General features: G+C 64.6%; 15 protein-coding genes. 14 read left to right on the forward strand and 1 reads right to left on the reverse strand.

Annotated features, from left to right (window positions below):
* From AC0L27_RS27350 to trmB, 5 genes are all read left to right on the forward strand, one after another.
* The gene (locus AC0L27_RS27350; RefSeq protein WP_354064409.1) at positions 1 to 1,119 is read left to right on the forward strand and encodes a hemolysin family protein; all 1,119 of its coding nucleotides are present in this window, start codon (positions 1 to 3) and stop codon (positions 1,117 to 1,119) included.
* On the forward strand, positions 1,116 to 2,729 hold the full coding sequence (gene lnt / locus AC0L27_RS27355) for an apolipoprotein N-acyltransferase (RefSeq protein ID WP_354205741.1): 1,614 nt from the start codon (positions 1,116 to 1,118) through the stop codon (positions 2,727 to 2,729). Before AC0L27_RS27350 ends, lnt begins: the two co-directional genes overlap by 4 nt.
* Positions 2,730 to 2,939: 210 nt before the next feature.
* Positions 2,940 to 3,353 carry a helix-turn-helix domain-containing protein gene (locus AC0L27_RS27360; protein ID WP_007598327.1) on the forward strand — a complete coding sequence of 138 codons (414 nt, stop codon included), beginning with the start codon at positions 2,940 to 2,942 and terminating at the stop codon, positions 3,351 to 3,353.
* Between the two features lie 85 nt (positions 3,354 to 3,438).
* Positions 3,439 to 4,596 (forward strand): M20 family metallopeptidase, encoded by a 1,158-nt coding sequence (locus tag AC0L27_RS27365; RefSeq protein ID WP_275168764.1) that lies wholly within the window; start codon positions 3,439 to 3,441, stop codon positions 4,594 to 4,596.
* The gene (gene trmB, locus AC0L27_RS27370; protein WP_354205739.1) at positions 4,593 to 5,303 is read left to right on the forward strand and encodes a tRNA (guanosine(46)-N7)-methyltransferase TrmB; all 711 of its coding nucleotides are present in this window, start codon (positions 4,593 to 4,595) and stop codon (positions 5,301 to 5,303) included. Before AC0L27_RS27365 ends, trmB begins: the two co-directional genes overlap by 4 nt.
* On the opposite strand, the gene AC0L27_RS27375 is transcribed toward trmB, so the two are convergent.
* The gene (locus AC0L27_RS27375; protein WP_354205737.1) at positions 5,300 to 6,382 is read right to left on the reverse strand and encodes a DUF2336 domain-containing protein; all 1,083 of its coding nucleotides are present in this window, start codon (positions 6,380 to 6,382) and stop codon (positions 5,300 to 5,302) included. The genes trmB and AC0L27_RS27375 overlap by 4 nt on opposite strands.
* 362 nt (positions 6,383 to 6,744) lie before the next feature.
* Between AC0L27_RS27375 and rimP the strand changes: the two genes are divergently transcribed.
* From rimP to AC0L27_RS27420, 9 genes are all read left to right on the forward strand, one after another.
* Positions 6,745 to 7,524 carry a ribosome maturation factor RimP gene (rimP, locus tag AC0L27_RS27380; RefSeq protein ID WP_275168770.1) on the forward strand — a complete coding sequence of 260 codons (780 nt, stop codon included), beginning with the start codon at positions 6,745 to 6,747 and terminating at the stop codon, positions 7,522 to 7,524.
* Between the two features lie 2 nt (positions 7,525 to 7,526).
* Positions 7,527 to 9,137 (forward strand): transcription termination factor NusA, encoded by a 1,611-nt coding sequence (nusA, locus tag AC0L27_RS27385; protein WP_007598336.1) that lies wholly within the window; start codon positions 7,527 to 7,529, stop codon positions 9,135 to 9,137.
* Positions 9,138 to 9,159: 22 nt separating this feature from the next.
* Positions 9,160 to 9,843, forward strand: a complete 684-nt coding sequence (locus AC0L27_RS27390; RefSeq protein ID WP_354064396.1) for an RNA-binding protein — start codon at positions 9,160 to 9,162, stop codon at positions 9,841 to 9,843.
* 70 nt (positions 9,844 to 9,913) lie between these two features.
* A complete protein-coding gene (gene infB, locus AC0L27_RS27395; RefSeq protein WP_354205732.1) occupies positions 9,914 to 12,619 on the forward strand; it encodes a translation initiation factor IF-2 in 2,706 nt (901 codons plus the stop codon).
* A 156-nt stretch (positions 12,620 to 12,775) separates the two neighbouring features.
* Positions 12,776 to 13,207 carry a 30S ribosome-binding factor RbfA gene (gene rbfA, locus AC0L27_RS27400; protein WP_275169145.1) on the forward strand — a complete coding sequence of 144 codons (432 nt, stop codon included), beginning with the start codon at positions 12,776 to 12,778 and terminating at the stop codon, positions 13,205 to 13,207.
* Positions 13,204 to 14,322, forward strand: a complete 1,119-nt coding sequence (gene truB / locus AC0L27_RS27405) for a tRNA pseudouridine(55) synthase TruB (protein ID WP_354064392.1) — start codon at positions 13,204 to 13,206, stop codon at positions 14,320 to 14,322. Before rbfA ends, truB begins: the two co-directional genes overlap by 4 nt.
* A 3-nt stretch (positions 14,323 to 14,325) precedes the next feature.
* Positions 14,326 to 14,595 (forward strand): 30S ribosomal protein S15, encoded by a 270-nt coding sequence (gene rpsO / locus AC0L27_RS27410; protein WP_007598346.1) that lies wholly within the window; start codon positions 14,326 to 14,328, stop codon positions 14,593 to 14,595.
* A gap of 377 nt (positions 14,596 to 14,972) precedes the next feature.
* The gene (pnp, locus tag AC0L27_RS27415) at positions 14,973 to 17,126 is read left to right on the forward strand and encodes a polyribonucleotide nucleotidyltransferase (RefSeq protein ID WP_007603907.1); all 2,154 of its coding nucleotides are present in this window, start codon (positions 14,973 to 14,975) and stop codon (positions 17,124 to 17,126) included.
* A 214-nt stretch (positions 17,127 to 17,340) separates the two neighbouring features.
* On the forward strand, positions 17,341 to 18,075 hold the full coding sequence (locus AC0L27_RS27420; protein ID WP_354205729.1) for a superoxide dismutase: 735 nt from the start codon (positions 17,341 to 17,343) through the stop codon (positions 18,073 to 18,075).
* Positions 18,076 to 18,101 lie beyond the last annotated feature (26 nt).

The raw sequence follows: 18,101 nt of genomic DNA on the forward strand, positions 1-18,101 counted from the left end.
ATGCCGGATTCCGACCCGATTCAAGACAATCCGCGCACTACGGCCAATTTGCCGGTCGTGGTAACGCCCGGCGAGGTGATGCGCCCGACCGCGGAAGGCTGGCTGCTGCGTGCCATTCGCAGCCTGTTCGGCTGGAAGGCGGGTTCGGTGCGCGACGACCTCCAGGTCGTGCTCGACGCCACGACGCCGGACGACACCGGCTTCTCGACGGTCGAGCGCACCATGCTGCGCAACATCCTCGGCCTGCACGAGCGTCGCATCGCCGATGTCATGGTGCATCGCGCCGACATCATCGCGGTGAAGCGCGACATCCCGCTCGGCGAGTTGATGGACCGCTTCGAGAGCGCCGGCCATTCGCGCCTTGTGGTCTACAACGAGACGCTCGACGATCCCGTCGGCATCGTCCATATCCGCGATCTGCTCGCCTTCATGACCGCGCGTGCGCGCGTGTCGGGGGTCACGAAAACCAAGCGCAAGAAGCCGCTGCCGGCCGGGCTCGATCTGCGTACGGTCGATCTCGCGCTGCCGCTCGAAGAAGCGCGCATCATCCGCAAGTTGCTCTACGTGCCGCCGTCGATGCGGGCGATCGACCTGCTCGCGCAGATGCAGGCCACCCGCATCCATCTGGCACTGGTGGTCGACGAATATGGCGGCAGCGACGGCCTGGTCTCGCTCGAGGACATCGTCGAGCAGATCGTCGGCGAGATCGACGACGAGCATGACAGCGACGAGCCGCCCTCGATCGTGCGGCTGCCCGACAACGCCTTCATCGCCGACGCCCGCGCCAGCCTCGACGACGTCCGCACCGTGATCGGCGAGGATTTCGTCACCGGGGAGGCCGGCGAGGAAGTGGAGACGCTGGGCGGTTATCTCGTCAGCTTCGTCGGGCGCCTGCCGGTGCGTGGCGAGGTGATCTCGGGCCCCGGCCATTACGAGATCGAGGTGCTCGATGCCGATCCGCGCCGGGTCAAGCGACTGCGGATCTCGACGCGAAAGGAGCGTCCCGCGCCGCGCACCCAGCGCGAGAGCCGGCGCCGCGAGGCTGCGCCGGATGGCAGCCCGCCGACAGCCAGCGACACGCCCACCCCGCCGCCAAGCGACGGGACCGGTCCGCAGTGAGCCCTTTCCAGCGATTTCGCCAGATCGCGCTTGCCATCATCCTGACCTGGGGATGGAAGCGCGCGCTCGTCGCGATGGCTGCCGGTGCGCTCTCGGTGCTGGCGCTGGCGCCGTTCAACGCCTTCCCGGTGCTGTTCATCACCTTCCCCGTGCTGGTCTGGCTGATCGACGGCGCCGGCGCCGGACGATATCGCGGCGTCCCCGCCGCGGCGCTGACCGGCTACTGGTTCGGGCTCGGCTATTTCGTGCCCGGCCTCTACTGGATCGGCTACGCCTTCTTCGTCGATGCCGATGTATTCGCCTGGCTGACACCGTTCGCTGTGCTGGGCCTGCCGGCCTATCTTTCCATATTCACGGCAATGGGCTTTGCGCTCGCCCGCCTGCTCTGGACCAAGAATGCGACGCGCGTGCTTGCGCTCGCGGCAAGCCTCACCATCACCGAATGGCTGCGCGGTCATGCGCTGACCGGCTTTCCCTGGAACGCGTTCGGCTATGCGCTCTCCGAGCCGCTGCCGCTGGCACAAACGGCGTCGCTGATCGGCCTGTGGGGTATGACTTTCCTGACGGTTGCGATCTTCGCGAGCCCGGCGGCGCTGATCGACCGCACGCCCGATCGCCGCCTGGCGTGGCGCGCGCCGGCCGCAGCCGTGGCGCTCCTGCTTGTCATGAGCATCTTCGGCGCGATCCGCCTGTCGCTGCATCCGACCACGATGGTCGCGGGCACCAAGTTGCGCCTGATGCAGCCGGATCTCCAGCAGGACGCGAAGTTCAACTACGCCGCCAAGGCGGAGGTGATGAAGAAATATCTGGCCTTGTCGGACCGCGCCTCCGGGCCGCAATCGACCGGCGTGCGCGATGCCACCATCCTGATCTGGCCGGAATCCGCCTTTCCGTTCTTCCTGACTCGCGAAGCCGATGCGATGGCGCAAATTGCGGAGCTTCTGCCCAAGGGCACCGTGCTGATCACGGGCTCGGTCCGCGCGCCCGACCTGCCGCGGGGCACGCCGATCACCCGCGCCTATAATTCGATTTATGTGATCGACCACGACGGCAGCGTGCTCTCTATGTACGACAAGCTGCATTTGGTGCCGTTCGGCGAATTTCTTCCGTATCAGGGCTTGATGGAGAAGCTCGGTTTCGAGCAACTCACGCGTGTGCGCGGCGGCTTCATTCCCGGCACCGTGCGGCATGCGCTGCCGGTCCCCGGTGCGCCGTCCGCGCTGCCGCTGATCTGCTACGAAGCAATTTTTCCCGGCGAGGTGGCTGGACGCAATGAACGTCCGGGCTGGATCGTGAATCTCACCAATGACGGCTGGTTCGGAATCTCGACGGGCCCCTATCAGCACCTCGAACAGGCGCGGATGCGCGCGATCGAGCTCGGATTGCCGCTGGTTCGCTCCGCCAATACCGGCGTTTCCGCGGTAATCGATCCGGTGGGACGCATCGTCGCCAGTCTCGGTCTCGGGATCGAAGGCATTTTGGATGCAGATCTGCCCGCCGCGATCCCGCCGACCATCTATGCGCGCGTGGGCGACGTCCCCGCGGCCATGCTCGTCGCGCTCGCCGTGTTTGTGGCGGTCCGCCGACGTGTTGCCAAACGGCACCTCTGATCGCGCAGCCGCGGCCGATAACTTTTGACAACCGTAGTCCCACGGTTGACAGACTGCACGCGGCCTCCTCATTCTGCACCGGCTGCAAAAGACAGTGGGTATTGCTAAATTTCTCCGCAATGTTTCCCAATAACAGGGTCTGATTTTGACGTTGCTTACACCTGAGGCATTCCTGATTGCGCCGAAGGTGATGTTTGGAGGGCTGAGGAAATGTCGAAAGCGCCCAACCCTGTTGACAAATATGTCGGCAGTCGCGTGCGGATGCGCCGCATCATGTTGGGCATGAGCCAGGAAAAGCTGGGTGAAGCTTTGGGCCTGACCTTCCAACAAGTTCAGAAATACGAAAAGGGCACAAACCGGGTCGGCGCGAGCCGCATCCAGCAAATTGCCGAAATTCTCCAGGTGCCGGTGTCGTTCCTGTTCGAGGGCGGTCCGAGCGGCGTGGCGGGGCCGGACGGCTTCGCAGAAGGCGCATCGCCGTCTTACGTCTCGGATTTCCTCGCGACTTCCGAAGGACTCGCCCTGACCAAGGCGTTCACCCGAATCACCGATTCCAAGATGCGCCGCTCGATCGTCGATCTCGTCGAGCAGATCGCGGCCCGCGAAGGCCCCGATAAGCGCTGAGGCGGTATCTCAATCCGATTTGAGGCTGCGTCAAATCTGGCCTATGTCGTCATTTGTGGCCGCGCTTTGATGCGCGTCTTCCTCGATGATGCGATTCAAAGGCACAGATGCGCTCATGGTCAGCTCCAATTGGTTCGATTCTCAAACTATTCTCGATGGCATCCGCCGCTGGGTGGAGGTCGAGACGCCAACGGACGCGCCTGAACAGGTCAACAAGCTGGTCTCGATGGTCGCGGAGCAATACCGCGACCTCCCTGTTACGCTCGAGCGCATCGCCGGCGTCGATGGCTGCGGCGATCATCTCGTGGCGCGCTCGACCTGGGGTCAGGACCGGCCCGGCATCCTGGTGCTGAGCCACCTCGATACCGTTCACCCCATGGGATTCATCGAGCGCCTGCCGTTCAAGGTCGAAGGCGACAGCGCATTCGGTCCCGGCATCTACGACATGAAGGGCGGCGCCTACATCGCCCATCACGCCTTTCGCGCGCTTTGTGCCACAGCCGATCGCTCGCCGCTCGGCATCACCCATCTGTTCACCTCCGACGAGGAGATCGGCAGCCCCACCTCTCGCGCACTCATCGAGACCGAAGGGCGCAAAGCGAAGTACGTGCTGGTGACGGAGCCGGCCCGCGACGGCGGCAAGATCGTCACCGGCCGCAAGGGCGTCGGGCGATTCGAAGTGTTCATCAAGGGCGTGCCCGCGCATGCCGGCACGCGGCCCCAGGATGGCCGCAGCGCGATCCGCGAGCTCGCCAACGTCATCCTGGCGCTGGAAGCGATGAACGATCTGGCGCGCGGCGTCACCGTCAATGTCGGCGTGGTGCGCGGCGGCACGCGGCCCAACGTGACGCCGGAAGAAGCCTATGCCGAAATCGATCTGCGCGTGCTGAGCCTGAAGGACGCGGATGAATTCGTCGGCAAGATCCTCGCCCTGACATCGAAGACGGATGGCGTCACCGTCAAGGTCACGGGCGGGCTCAATCGTCCGCCTTACGAGAAGAGCAATGCCGGCGCCTCGCTGTACGAACATGCGAAGACGGTTGCCACGGAGATCGGCTTCGAGCTGGTCGACGTTCACACCGGCGGCGGCTCGGACGGTAATTTCACCGCCGCCCACACCGCGACGCTCGACGGGCTCGGCGTCGACGGTAAGGGCGCGCACACTCATTATGAGCAGCTCTATGTCTCGTCGCTCGAACCGCGCGCGCGGCTGCTTCATCGCCTGTACCAGACGCTACGATGAGTGAGCGCAAATCAGATCCCGATCGCGAGGACAGCGAGCGCGCCTTCTTCGGACGCCGCAAGGGCCACAAGCTCAGGCAGCACCAGGCCGAGCTGATCGATCATTTGCTGCCGCGTCTTGCGCTCGCCATCGATCGCGAAGCACCGGCGGATGCCCGCGAGATCTTCGTGCCCGCAGCCGACGATTTGCGGCTCGAGATCGGCTTCGGCGGCGGCGAGCATCTTGCTGCGGAAGCGCAAAACTTCGCCACCACCGGCTTCATCGGCTGCGAGCCTTACGTCAACGGCATGGCGAAGATCCTCGCGCAGATCGAGGCCGCCGACATCGGCAACATCCGCCTGTTCGCAGGCGATGCCGCCGAGCTCCTGGCCTGGCTGCCGAAGGCTTCGCTGTCGCGGATCGACCTGATCCATCCCGATCCCTGGCCGAAGCGGCGACACTGGAAGCGGCGCTTCGTCCAGGACCGGACCATCGCCGCGATGGCGCGCGTGCTGAAAGCAGGCGGCGAATTTCGTTTCGTCTGCGACATCGACGATTACTGCGCCTGGACGTTATCGCATCTGTCGCGCTCGACGGATTTCGTCTGGCTTGCGGAGCGCGCTGATGATTTCCGGCAACCCTGGGCTGGCTACACCATGACGCGTTACGGAAGGAAAGCCGCGCGCGAAGGCCGCAAGGCCGCGTATCTGCGATTCAGGCGGGTCTAGATCGTCTGCCGGTTGCGCCAGAAATTCACGACGCGCTCGGCGGTCGTCGGCATCAGCCGCGTGAAGTTCGCGCGCGCCTGCTCAAGATCGGCGTCGGCTGGCGTGCGATTCGGGCCGTACCACATCAGGATCAGCGCCCGCACCGTCGGCCAGCTGACATTCAGCACGCGCGCGAGAACCAGAATTGGATCGTAGCGGTCACCCGTGATCAGGCGGTCGAGGATCGTGAGGCGGACGCCGGACATTGCCGAAAGCGAGGCGATCGCCTCCTCGTATTTGTGGGCCTTCGCGAATCCAAGCAGCGCGCTCTCGCCAAGATGACCCTCGCGATGCAAGGCCAGCACCGTGCGCTGCGCCCCCGAGAAATCGCGACGCGGGCCCGGCGGCAGCGTGGCTTCCTCGATGGCCGCCATGGCGCGCTTGATCTCGACCTGGCGCACGGGATTGACCACGCTCGAGAGGCGACGGCGGATGACGTCGAGCGTGCCGTCGAGAAGTTGTTTCAGGTTCTCACCCGAAAGATCGCTACGCTGGCCGATCCTGAGAGTCAGCACGCCATCCTGCGCGGCACGCTTGATCAGCTCGGAATAGCTGCCGGGCGAGAACGCCGCGCCGGAATTGCCCGCGGCGCGGCGCACCACGTCGCGATCGCCGCGCTCGACCAGCACGTCGGTGATGACGGCCGACAGCGTGGGGCGTTCGCTCATCGCCAGCAGATGGCCCTGGCCCTTCAGTCGCGCGATCTCGACGAGAGCAGCGTCGTCGAGCACGGGCGAATGGCGCAGCACGGGGCCCGCCACCGCGATTTCGTTTTCGCGCGCGAGCTGGCTCACGAGGTGCCGCGGCGCGTTGTTCAGGCGCGAGAAGCGTTCGGCGAGATCGACGCGCGAGGCGAGCTCGGCATGCGGGACGAGATCGATCAGCAGGTTGTCGAAGAGATCGATGACATCGGGACGAAGGTTCTCGGCGTCCTGAAAGAACAATTGGGAGATGGCGTGCGCGATCTCGCCGCGACGCCGCGGGTCGCCGCGTTTGACGATATCGTCCAGTCCGGGAATGAGCGACGTGGCAACGGTCATGAAACGCAAACTCGTACGGGGCACGCCGCGGGTGCGCCCTCGGTCCAAGCCGCCCCACAATCAGGGAATTTAGGCCTCGGAGGTGAAGGAAGCGTTGCGCGGGGCCGCGGGCCGGGCGCAAAAAGCCTAGCCTGCCCTGCATGGGCCTTGTCCGGGAAGACGGAAAGGGCTATATCAGCGCCGATTCATCTTCTCATACGATCCGCGTAGTGAGAGTGGGCCCGAAAGGACCCGCTCTTTTTTATTACCTGAAGGCGGCTTGGTGGAAGATATGCGGCCCGGCGATCTGTCGGGAGAGTTCCGAAGCGAGCTTTGAGATCTTAAACCAAGCCTTAACCATATCGAGCGCCTTGACCTCTGACATGACCGAACCGAACCCTGGTTCCACGGATGCCGAATTGCTGGCCGAGCCGAGGCTCGTGGTCGAGCCGGGCGTGGCGGCACGGGTGTCCGCGGTCGCCGGGCCGGTGCTCGAAGGCATGGGCTACCGCCTGGTGCGGATCCGCATTTCCGGGGAATCCGGCTGCACCGTGCAGGTCATGGCCGAGCGGCCGGACGGCTCCATGCAGATCGAGGATTGCGAGGCGATCTCGCGGGCGCTGTCGCCCGTGCTCGACGTCGCCGATCCCGTCGATCGCGCCTACCGGCTGGAAATCTCCTCGCCGGGGATCGACCGCCCGCTGGTGCGCCGCTCCGATTTCGAACGTTATGCCGGCCATCTGGTGAAGATCGAGATGGCGGTCGCCCACGAGGGGCGGAAGCGGTTCCGCGGCACGATCGGCCCCGTCGAAGGCGACCGGTTGCATCTGCATCGCGACGACGTCAAGGGGACCGAGGCTGCCGACGTTCTCCTGACGATGGAAGACATCGCCGAGGCTCGGCTGGTGCTGACCGACGAGCTGATCGCGGAATCCATGCGCCGCGGCAAGGCCCAGGCACGCGAGATGCGCCGCAATCTCGGCCTTGAGCCGCCGGCGGCACCGCACGCCAGCATCAGCGAAAAGACGACCAAGAACACCAAGCCGACTAAGAAGCCGGCGCCGGCCCCTACGAAGAAGCCGGCTCCGACCAATACCAAGAAACATCGCCTGGCCGCCGAACGCGCGCGACGAGGCGAGATCGATCCTGACGAAGGAGACTAGCCATGGCAGTCAGCGCCAATCGACTTGAATTGCTTCAGATCGCCGACGCCGTTGCGCGCGAGAAATCGATCGACCGCGGCATCGTCATCGCGGCGATGGAGGATGCCATCGCCAAGGCGGCGCGGGCCCGTTACGGCAGCGAGACCGACGTTCATGCCGAGATCGACCCGAAGAAGGGCGAGCTGCGGTTGTCGCGCCACATGCTGGTGGTCGAAACGGTCGAAAACCATTCCAACCAGATCTCGCTGGTGGATGCGCAGCGCGCCAATCCCGGTGCCCAGGTCGGCGACACCATCGCCGACACCCTGCCGCCGCTGGAATATGGCCGCATCGCCGCGCAGTCGGCCAAGCAGGTGATCGTGCAAAAGGTGCGCGAAGCCGAGCGCGACCGGCAATATATGGAATTCAAGGACCGCATCGGCGACATCGTCAACGGCGTCGTCAAGCGCGTCGAATACGGCAGCGTGATCGTCGATCTTGGCCGCGGCGAGGCCATCATCCGCCGCGACGAGATGCTGCCGCGCGAAGTGTTCCGCAACGGCGACCGCGTCCGGGCCTACATCTTCGACGTCCGCCGCGAGACCCGCGGCCCGCAGATATTCCTCTCCCGCACCCATCCGCAGTTCATGGCCAAGCTGTTCGCGCAGGAAGTGCCCGAGATCTATGACGGCATCGTCGAGATCAAGGCGGTCGCCCGCGATCCCGGCTCGCGCGCAAAAATCGGCGTGATTTCCCGCGATTCCTCGGTCGATCCGGTCGGCGCCTGCGTCGGTATGCGCGGTTCGCGCGTGCAGGCGGTGGTGAACGAATTGCAGGGCGAGAAGATCGACATCATCCCGTGGTCGCCCGACATCGCGACCTTCGTGGTCAACGCGCTGGCGCCGGCCGAGGTCTCCAAGGTCGTCATCGACGAAGACCGCGAGCGCATCGAGGTCGTCGTGCCCGACACCAACAACCAGCTCTCGCTGGCGATCGGCCGCCGTGGCCAGAATGTGCGTCTGGCCTCGCAGCTCACCGGCTGGGACATCGACATCCTGACCGAGCAGGAGGAATCGGAGCGCCGCCAGGCCGATTTCGAGAACTCCACCCGCGTCTTCATGGAATCGCTCAACGTCGACGAAGTGGTCGGCCAATTGCTGGCGTCCGAAGGCTTCACCTCCGTCGAGGAACTCGCGATGGTGGATGTCAAGGAACTCGCCGGCATCGAAGGTTTCGACGAGGAGACCGCGCAGGAACTCCAGAACCGCGCCCGTGAATATCTCGAACAGCTCGAAGCCGAGCTCGAGGCCAGGCGCAAGGAGCTCGGCGTCGAGGACGCCGTAAAGGACGTGCCCGGCGTCACCTCGAAGATGCTGGTGAAGTTCGGCGAGAACGACATCAAGACGGTCGACGACCTCGCCGGCTGCGCCACGGACGATCTGGTCGGCTGGACCGAGCGCAAGGAAGGCGGCGAGCAGACTAAATATCCGGGCGCGCTCGATGGCCTCGATATCTCCCGTGACGATGCTGAAGCGATGATCATGCAGGCCCGCGTCAAGGCCGGCTGGATCACCGAGGCCGATCTCGCCAAGCCCGCCGAAGAGGCCGAGGCGACTGAAGATCAGCCGGCTTAGGGCGAAGGAGGATGTCACCCGGATGCTCGCCGATACTGACCCCGAACTCGACCATGGACCGCGGACCGAAAGGTCCGCGACCATGCGGATGTGTGCGGTCAGCCGCGAGGTCCGGCCGATCGACGAGCTGATCCGCTTCGTCGTCTCGCCGCAAGGGCACATAGTTCCCGATCTCAAGCGCAAGCTGCCCGGACGCGGCATGTGGGTCACCGCCTCGCGTGAGGTGGTTGCGGAAGCCGTTCGGCGTCACCATTTTACGAAAGCCTTCAAGCGCGAGCTGCGCATCCCTCAGACGCTTCCCGCCGACCTCGAGGCGCTCCTGGTCCGGAGCGTGGTCGAAGCCCTTGGGATTGCTGCCAAGGCGCGCCAGATCGTCGCGGGTTTCGGCAAGGTCGAAAGCGCGCTTCGGGAAGGTACGGTCGAGGTCCTGATCCATGCCAGCGACGGGGCCGCGGACGGAATCCGCAAATTGGACATGCTGGCGCGTCAAAATGAGGGAAATCGCGGCGCCAAGCCGCAGATTCCCGTCGTCACCGCACTAAAATCGACAGAATTGGATTTGGCACTTACCCGGTCAAATGTGATACATGCTGCCCTGCTCGCGGGCCCGGCGAGCAAGTCATTCCTGTCACGTAGCCAGATGCTGGTCCGATACCGGATGGCGGACGCTGACAGGACTGCCGAAAAGCCCGGCCAGGATTTCTGAGAGACAACGACCACCCGATAGCACGGTGCGGCAACGCACAAGACAACAAGATCAGGATTAGGACTGCTTAATGGTTGATACCAAGACCCCTGGCGACAAGAAGCTGAGCGTTCCGAGCAAGACGCTATCGCTCAAGCCGCGCGTCGAAACGGGCACCGTGCGCCAGAGCTTCAGTCATGGCCGTAGCAAGCAGGTCGTGGTCGAGAAGCGTGGCAAGCGCCGTGTCGACGGCAGCCCCGAGCCGCAGGTGGCCGAGGTGGCGAAGCCCGCGCCGGCCGCCGCCGCGCCCAAGCCTGCTCCGGCCCGCCCCGCGCCGCCGCGCAACGCCGGCTCCGGTGTGGTGCTGCGTACACTGACCGAAGACGAACGTTCCGCCCGCGCCAGCGCGCTGGCCGATGCCAAGGTGCGCGAAGTCGAAGAGCGCCGCCATGCCGAGGAAGAGGCCCAGCGCCGCGCCGTCCGCGAAAGCGCAGAGCGTGCCGATCGCGAGGCCGCCGAAGCCCGCCGCAAGGCCGAGGAGGAGCGTCACCGCCACGAAGAGGAAGCCAAGCGGAAGGCCGAAACCGAGGCCAAGAAGCGTTTTGGCGAAGGCGAGCAGCCGCAATCCGCGGCGCGCCCTGCCACCGCGACCTCGGCCGCTCCTGCAGCGCGGCCCGGAGCGCCGATGGCGCGCCCCGGCACAACCACCACGGCACGCCCGGGAACAACGACCGTGCGGCCGGGAACAACCACGCAGCGGCCGGGAGGCCCGGTGGGCCGCGCCCCCGCTGTCGCGGCCGGACCGGACGAGGACGAGGGTCCGCGCCAGATCCGACGCGGCCCCGGCGGCGCTGCGCGGCCTGTGGTCGCTCCCAAGCCCACCCACAAGCCCGGCCCGCAGAAGGAGCGCGGCCGCCTGACGGTCGTCACCGCCTTCAATGCCGACGACGTCCGCGAGCGCTCGATCGCCTCGTTCCGCCGCCGCACCCAGCGCCTGAAGGGCCATGCCGCGAACGAGCCGAAGGAAAAGCTCATCCGCGAGGTGGTCATTCCGGAAGCGATCACCATCCAGGAGCTCGCCAACCGCATGTCGGAGCGCGCGGTGGAAATCATCCGCATGCTGATGAAGCAGGGCGCGATTCACAAGATCACCGACGTGATCGATGCCGACACTGCGCAGCTGATCGCCGAAGAGCTCGGTCACACCGTCAAGCGCGTTGCCGCGTCCGACGTTGAAGAAGGCCTGTTCGACGCCATCGACGATTCCACCGATACCGAGCCGCGCTCGCCGGTGGTGACCGTGATGGGTCACGTCGACCACGGCAAGACCTCGCTGCTCGACGCGCTCCGCCATGCCAACGTCGTCTCCGGCGAAGCCGGCGGCATCACCCAGCATATCGGCGCCTATCAGGTGCTGTCGCCCGAAAGCGGCAAGAAGATCACCTTCATCGACACGCCCGGCCACGCCGCGTTCACCGCGATGCGCGCCCGCGGCGCCAAGGTGACCGACATCGTCGTGCTGGTGGTTGCGGCCGACGACGGCGTGATGCCGCAGACGATCGAAGCCATCAACCACGCCAAGGCGGCGCGGGTGCCGATCATTGTTGCCATCAACAAGATCGACAAGCCGGACGCCAAGCCTGAGCGCGTGCGCACCGAGCTGCTCCAGCACGAGGTGCAGGTGGAATCCTTCGGCGGCGAAGTCGTCGACGTCGAAGTATCGGCCAAGAACAAGACCAATCTCGACAAGCTGCTCGAGATGATCGCGCTCCAGGCCGACATCCTCGACCTCAAGACCAATTCGGATCGCCCGGCCGAAGGCACCGTGATCGAAGCCAAGCTCGATCGCGGCCGCGGTCCGGTCGCGACCGTTCTGGTCCAGCGCGGCACGCTCCGTGTCGGTGACATCATCGTCGCCGGCGCCGAAATGGGCCGCGTCCGCGCACTGATCTCGGATCAGGGCGAAACGGTGCAGGAGGCAGGTCCGTCAGTGCCGGTCGAGGTGCTCGGCTTCAACGGTCCGCCGGAAGCCGGCGATCGTCTCGCCGTGGTCGAGAACGAAGCCCGCGCCCGCCAGGTCACCAGCTACCGCGCGCACCAGAAGCGCGAGAACGCGGCTGCCTCGATCTCCGGCATGCGCGGCTCGCTCGAGCAGATGATGTCGCAACTGAAGACGGCGGGCCGCAAGGAATTCCCGCTGATCATCAAGGCCGACGTGCAGGGCTCGCTGGAAGCGATCCTCGGATCGCTGGAGAAGCTCGGCACCGACGAAGTCGCCGCGCGTATCCTGCATGCGGGTGTCGGCGGCATCTCGGAATCGGACGTGACGCTCGCGGAAGGCTTCAACGCCGCGATCATCGGCTTCTCGGTTCGTGCGAACAAGGAGGCCGCTGCGGCCGCCAAGCGCAACGGCATCGAGATCCGTTACTACAACATCATCTACGACCTCGTGGACGACGTGAAGAAGGCCATGAGCGGCCTGCTCGCGCCGACCCTGCGGGAAACCATGCTCGGCAATGCCGCTATCCTGGAGATCTTCAACATCTCCAAGGTCGGCAAGGTCGCGGGCTGCCGCGTCACCGACGGCACCGTGGAACGCGGCGCCAACGTGCGCCTGATCCGCGACAACGTCGTCGTGCACGAAGGCAAGCTGTCGACGCTGAAGCGCTTCAAGGACGAAGTGAAGGAAGTCCAGTCCGGTCAGGAATGCGGCATGGCCTTCGAGAACTATCACGACATGCGCGCCGGTGACGTCATCGAGTGTTACCGCGTGGAGACGATCCAGCGCTCCCTGTAAGTCCAAATCTTACCGAAGCGCCTGGATCTTTTTTGAACTGAATTGCGGGAGTGCGATGGCCGGATTTTTTCCGGCCATCCACCCCTCTTCGTTTCAGCAAGACAAATGACAATGCCCGTGTCCCAAAAGCGGGCACGACGAGGTGATTTTCAGACCATGCCCCGCCATCATCAGAAAAAGAGTTCCGCGTCCGGCGGCTCGCAACGTCAGTTGCGGGTCGGCGAGCAGGTTCGCCATGCGATAGCCGAGATTCTGGCGCAAGGCAGCGTGCATGATGCTGACCTTGAAGGCCACATCATCACCGTGCCGGAGGTGCGGATGTCGCCCGACCTGAAGCTCGCAACAGTCTATGTGATGCCGCTTGGTGGCCGCGACACCGAGATCGTCCTCGTTGCGCTTGAGCGCAACAAGAAATTCCTGCGCGGCGAGGTCGCGCGGCGCGTTAACCTGAAATTTGCACCTGACCTTCGCTTCCGCGTCGACGAACGATTCGACGAAGCGGAACGGATCGAGAAGCTTTTGCGAACACCCGCGGTGCAGAAGGACCTGGAACAGGATCCGGATTCGGATCGGGAAGAAGAACGATGACGATGGACCCGGCTCACGGCACGATCGGCGGCGAAGAGACCGATCAGCTCGACGTGCAGAAAAATAATTTTGCGGACATGAGCGGCAATTCTCAGCCGCATCAGGAGCCGCGCCGCGTCAATAACGATCCGCGCGCCAACAAGCAGAAGGGCAATCAGCCGCGCCGCGACCGCCGCGACGTCCACGGCTGGGTCGTGCTCGACAAGCCGATCGGCATGACCTCGACGCAGGCCGTTGCCGTGCTGAAGCGCCTGTTCAACGCCAAGCGCGCCGGCCATGCCGGCACGCTCGATCCGCTGGCTTCCGGCGGCCTGCCGATCGCGCTTGGCGAGGCCACCAAGACCGTCCCCTTCGTCATGGACGGCCGCAAGCGCTACCGGTTCACGGTATGCTGGGGCGAGGAGCGCGACACCGACGACATCGAGGGCCGGGCGACCGCAACCTCGGACCATCGCCCGACCCGGGAGGCCATCGAGGCCCTGCTGCCCCGTTTCACCGGGGTGATCCAGCAGATCCCGCCGCGCTACTCCGCGATCAAGGTCCAGGGCGAGCGCGCCTACGACCTCGCCCGCGACGGCGAGATCGTGGAGCTTGCCCCCCGTCCGGTCGAGATTCACCGTTTAAGCCTTGTAGATCAACCGGATAGCGGCCATGCCGTGTTCGAGGCCGAGTGCGGCAAGGGCACCTATGTCCGCGCGCTGGCCCGCGATATGGGCCGGATTCTCGGCACTTACGGCCATATCTGCGCGCTACGGCGGACCCTGGTCGGCCCATTTGGCGAGAACGACATGATTCCGCTGGATCAGTTGGAGGCTTTGTGCGATAGAGCCGCGTCCGGCGAGGGTAGCCTCGCCGACGCGCTTATGCCCGTTGAGACCGCGCTGGACGACATCCCGGCACTGGCCGTCACTCGGGCTGATGCGGCAAGGCTCCATCGGGGCCAAGCCGTTTTGTTGCGCGGACGGGATGCGCCCACTTGTAGCGGCACAGTCTATGTCACGGTGGCAGGCCGGCTTCTCGCGCTTGCCGAAGTCGGCAATGGCGAAATCATCCCCAAGCGTGTGTTCAACCTGACCGGCCTGACTGCCAGCGCCGATCGCAACGAGAGAAATTGACCGATGTCGATTGCCGCAGAACGCAAAGCGGAAGTCATCAAGACGAATGCCAACAAGGCCGGCGATACCGGCTCGCCAGAGGTTCAGGTCGCGATCCTGTCGGAACGCATCGCCAACCTCACCAACCATTTCAAGACCCACGTGAAGGACAACCATTCGCGTCGCGGCCTCTTGAAGCTGGTCTCGACCCGCCGCTCGCTCCTCGACTATGTGAAGAAGAAGGACGAGGCGCGCTACAAGGCGCTGCTCGAGAAGCACAACATTCGTCGTTAAGAGTTCTTGCGCGCGCCAACCGGCGCGCGTTTTCGCGCGTGATTTCGAACGAAAGCGTTTGTTTAAAGGTTTTTCGTCGAGGCTGCGTGCGCATCGGATGCGAGCCGTTGACGGCGAGCATCCGGGGCATGATGGGCGAACACCGCGCTTCGGTGTTCGCGTTCGTGCCGACTGACAGTCCAGCAGCAATCCGGCGGCTGGGCACAACGGGCAAGGCGCCCGTATGACCCGAAGGGATGGACGCCATCCGAAATCCAAAAACCATGGCAGGATCGCAGGACGCTGATCGCCCGCTTCGATCAACGTCCCGCAATCTTGCGCATGGTTTTTGTTTTTCGACCCGTCCTTCTTTCGAGAACCCATGAAAGAAGACCTCTATGTTCAATAAGCATTCAGTCGAGATCGACTGGGGTGGACGCCCTCTCAAGCTCGAAACCGGCAAGATCGCCCGCCAGGCCGACGGCGCCGTCGTCGCGACCTACGGCGAGACCGTGGTGCTCGCCACCGTCGTTGCCGCGAAGTCGCCCCGCGAGGGCGTCGACTTCCTGCCGCTGACCGTCGACTACCAGGAGAAGACCTACGCAGCCGGCCGCATTCCCGGCGGCTATTTCAAGCGCGAGGGTCGTCCGACCGAGAAGGAAACGCTGGTCTCCCGCCTGATCGACCGTCCGATCCGTCCGCTGTTCGTCGACGGCTGGCGCAACGAGACCCAGGTGATCGTCACCGTGCTCTCGCACGACATGGAGAACGATCCCGATATCGTCGCGCTGGTGGCATCGTCGGCTGCGCTGACCCTGTCGGGCGCCCCCTTCAAGGGCCCGATCGGCGCCGCGCGCGTCGGCTTCGCCAATGACGAGTTCATCCTCAACCCGACGCTCGACGAGATGGTCGACACCCAGCTCGATCTCGTCGTAGCCGGCACCGCGGACGCCGTGCTGATGGTGGAATCGGAAGCCAAGGAGCTGAACGAAGAGATCATGCTCGGCGCCGTGATGTTCGGTCACCGCCACTTCCAGCCGGTGATCAACGCGATCATCGAGCTGGCTGAAAAGGCCGCGAAGGAGCCGCGCGAGGTCACCACGATCGACAATTCGGCGCTCGAAAAGGAAATGCTCGGCATGGTCGAGCAGGAGCTGCGCGCCGCTTACGCCATTCCGGTCAAGCAGGATCGCTACGCCGCGGTCGGCAAGGTCAAGGAAAAGGTGATCGCCCACTACTTCCCCGAAGGGCAGGAGCCGAAATACGACAAGCTGCGCATCGGCGGCGTGTTCAAGGAGCTCGAAGCCAAGATCGTTCGCTGGAACATTCTCGACACCGGCAAGCGTATCGACGGTCGCGATTCCAAGACCGTGCGCAACATCGTCGCCGAAGTCGGCGTGCTGCCCCGCGCCCACGGCTCGGCGCTGTTCACCCGCGGCGAGACCCAGGCGCTGGTCGTGACCACGCTCGGCACCGGTGAGGACGAGCAGTACATCGACGCGCTGTCGGGAACGTACAAAGAGACGTTCCTGCTGCACTACAATTTCCCTCCCTACTCGGTCGGTGAGACCGGCCGCCTCGGCGGCACCAAGCGCCGCGAGATCGGCCACGGCAAGCTCGCCTGGCGCGCGATCCACCCGGTGCTGCCGCCGCACCACGAATTCCCCTACACCACGCGCGTGGTGTCGGAGATCACCGAATCCAACGGCTCTTCGTCGATGGCTTCGGTCTGCGGCGCCTCGCTCGCGCTGATGGACGCCGGCGTGCCGTTGAAGCGGCCGACCGCGGGCATCGCGATGGGCCTGATCCTCGAAGACAAGCGCTTCGCGGTTCTCTCGGACATTCTCGGTGACGAGGACCATCTCGGCGACATGGACTTCAAGGTCGCCGGTACCGAGCAGGGCATCACCTCGCTCCAGATGGACATCAAGATCGAGGGCATCACCGAGGAGATCATGAAGGTCGCGCTCGGCCAGGCCAAGGATGGGCGTATCTACATCCTCGGCGAGATGTCGAAGGCGCTCACCAACGCCCGTGCCGAGCTCGGCGAATACGCGCCGCGCATCGAGACGTTCAAGATCGCCACCGACAAGATCCGCGAAGTGATCGGCACCGGCGGCAAGGTGATCCGCGAGATCGTCGAGAAGACCGGCGCCAAGGTCAACATCGAGGACGACGGCACCGTGAAGGTCGCCTCCAGCGACGGCGAGGCCATGAAGGCCGCGATCAAGTGGATCAAGTCGATCGCCTCCGATCCGGAAGTCGGCCAGATCTATGACGGCACCGTCGTCAAGGTGATGGAGTTCGGCGCTTTCGTGAACTTCTTCGGCTCCAAGGACGGTCTCGTCCACATCAGCCAGCTCGCCTCGGCGCGCGTGCAGAAGACCTCCGACGTCGTCAAGGAAGGCGACAAGGTCAAGGTCAAGCTGCTCGGCTTCGACGACCGCGGCAAGACCCGCCTATCGATGAAGGTGGTCGATCAGGAGACCGGCGAAGATCTCGAGGGCAAGGGCGAGAGCCAGCAGCCCGCGCGCGAAGCGGCCGGCGAGTAAATCTCGCTACCTGCCAGAAACACGAAGGGCGGCCTCGCGGCCGCCCTTTTTGTTTGTGCGCTTTTATTGTTTGCGCGCCTCGGCGATGTGCGATTCCGCCGCAGCGTCAGAATGCCTTTGGCTGAAACCGGCAATGCGGCTTGACCCGTAACTGAGCACACTGCCCGCGCCGCATCTCACCGGCGTCTTCACCCATGAAGCGAAGGAAGTTCAAATGTCATCGATCTCCAGGCGCCATCTCATGCTGGCTGCCACCGGCATTGCGGCGGTCGCCGCCGCCCCGCGTGTGTTCGCTCAAGCCGCGTCACCGGCCGCCGCAGCAGGTCCCTTCATGCTGCCGCCGTTGACCTATCCGACCGCGGCGCTCGAACCGCATATCGACGCGAAGACCATGGAGATCCATCACGACCGACATCACCAGGCCTTTATCACCAACCTCAACAATTTCGCCAAGGAGAACCCAGGGATTGCCGACAAACCCATCGGCGACGTTCTCGGCAATCTTGCCGCGGTGCCCGAAGCGATCCGCACCGGCGTGCGCAACAACATGGGCGGCCATGCCAACCACACGATGTTCTGGCAGATCATGGGACCGAACGGGGGCAAGCCGGAAGGCGAAGTGCTGGCCGCGATCGACCGCGATCTTGGCGGCATGGAGAAATTCCAGACCGACTTCAACGCTGCCGGCGGACGGGTGTTCGGCTCGGGCTGGGTGTTCGTCATCGTCGACAAGGATGGAAAGCTGGCGATCGAGACGCGGCCGAACCAGGACAATCCCATCATTGACGGCAAGCGCGCTTTGCTCGGCAACGACGTCTGGGAGCACGCCTATTATCTGAATTATCAGAACCGCCGTGCCGACTACCTCAAGGCCTGGTGGAACACGGTGAGCTGGAGCAAGATCAGCGAGCGTTACGCTGCGGCGAAGGGCGGCACGCTCGGGGTGTAGACGCCGCAAATTTCGAGCAAAAAAGG

The organism is Bradyrhizobium sp. Ken51 (assembly GCF_055807435.1).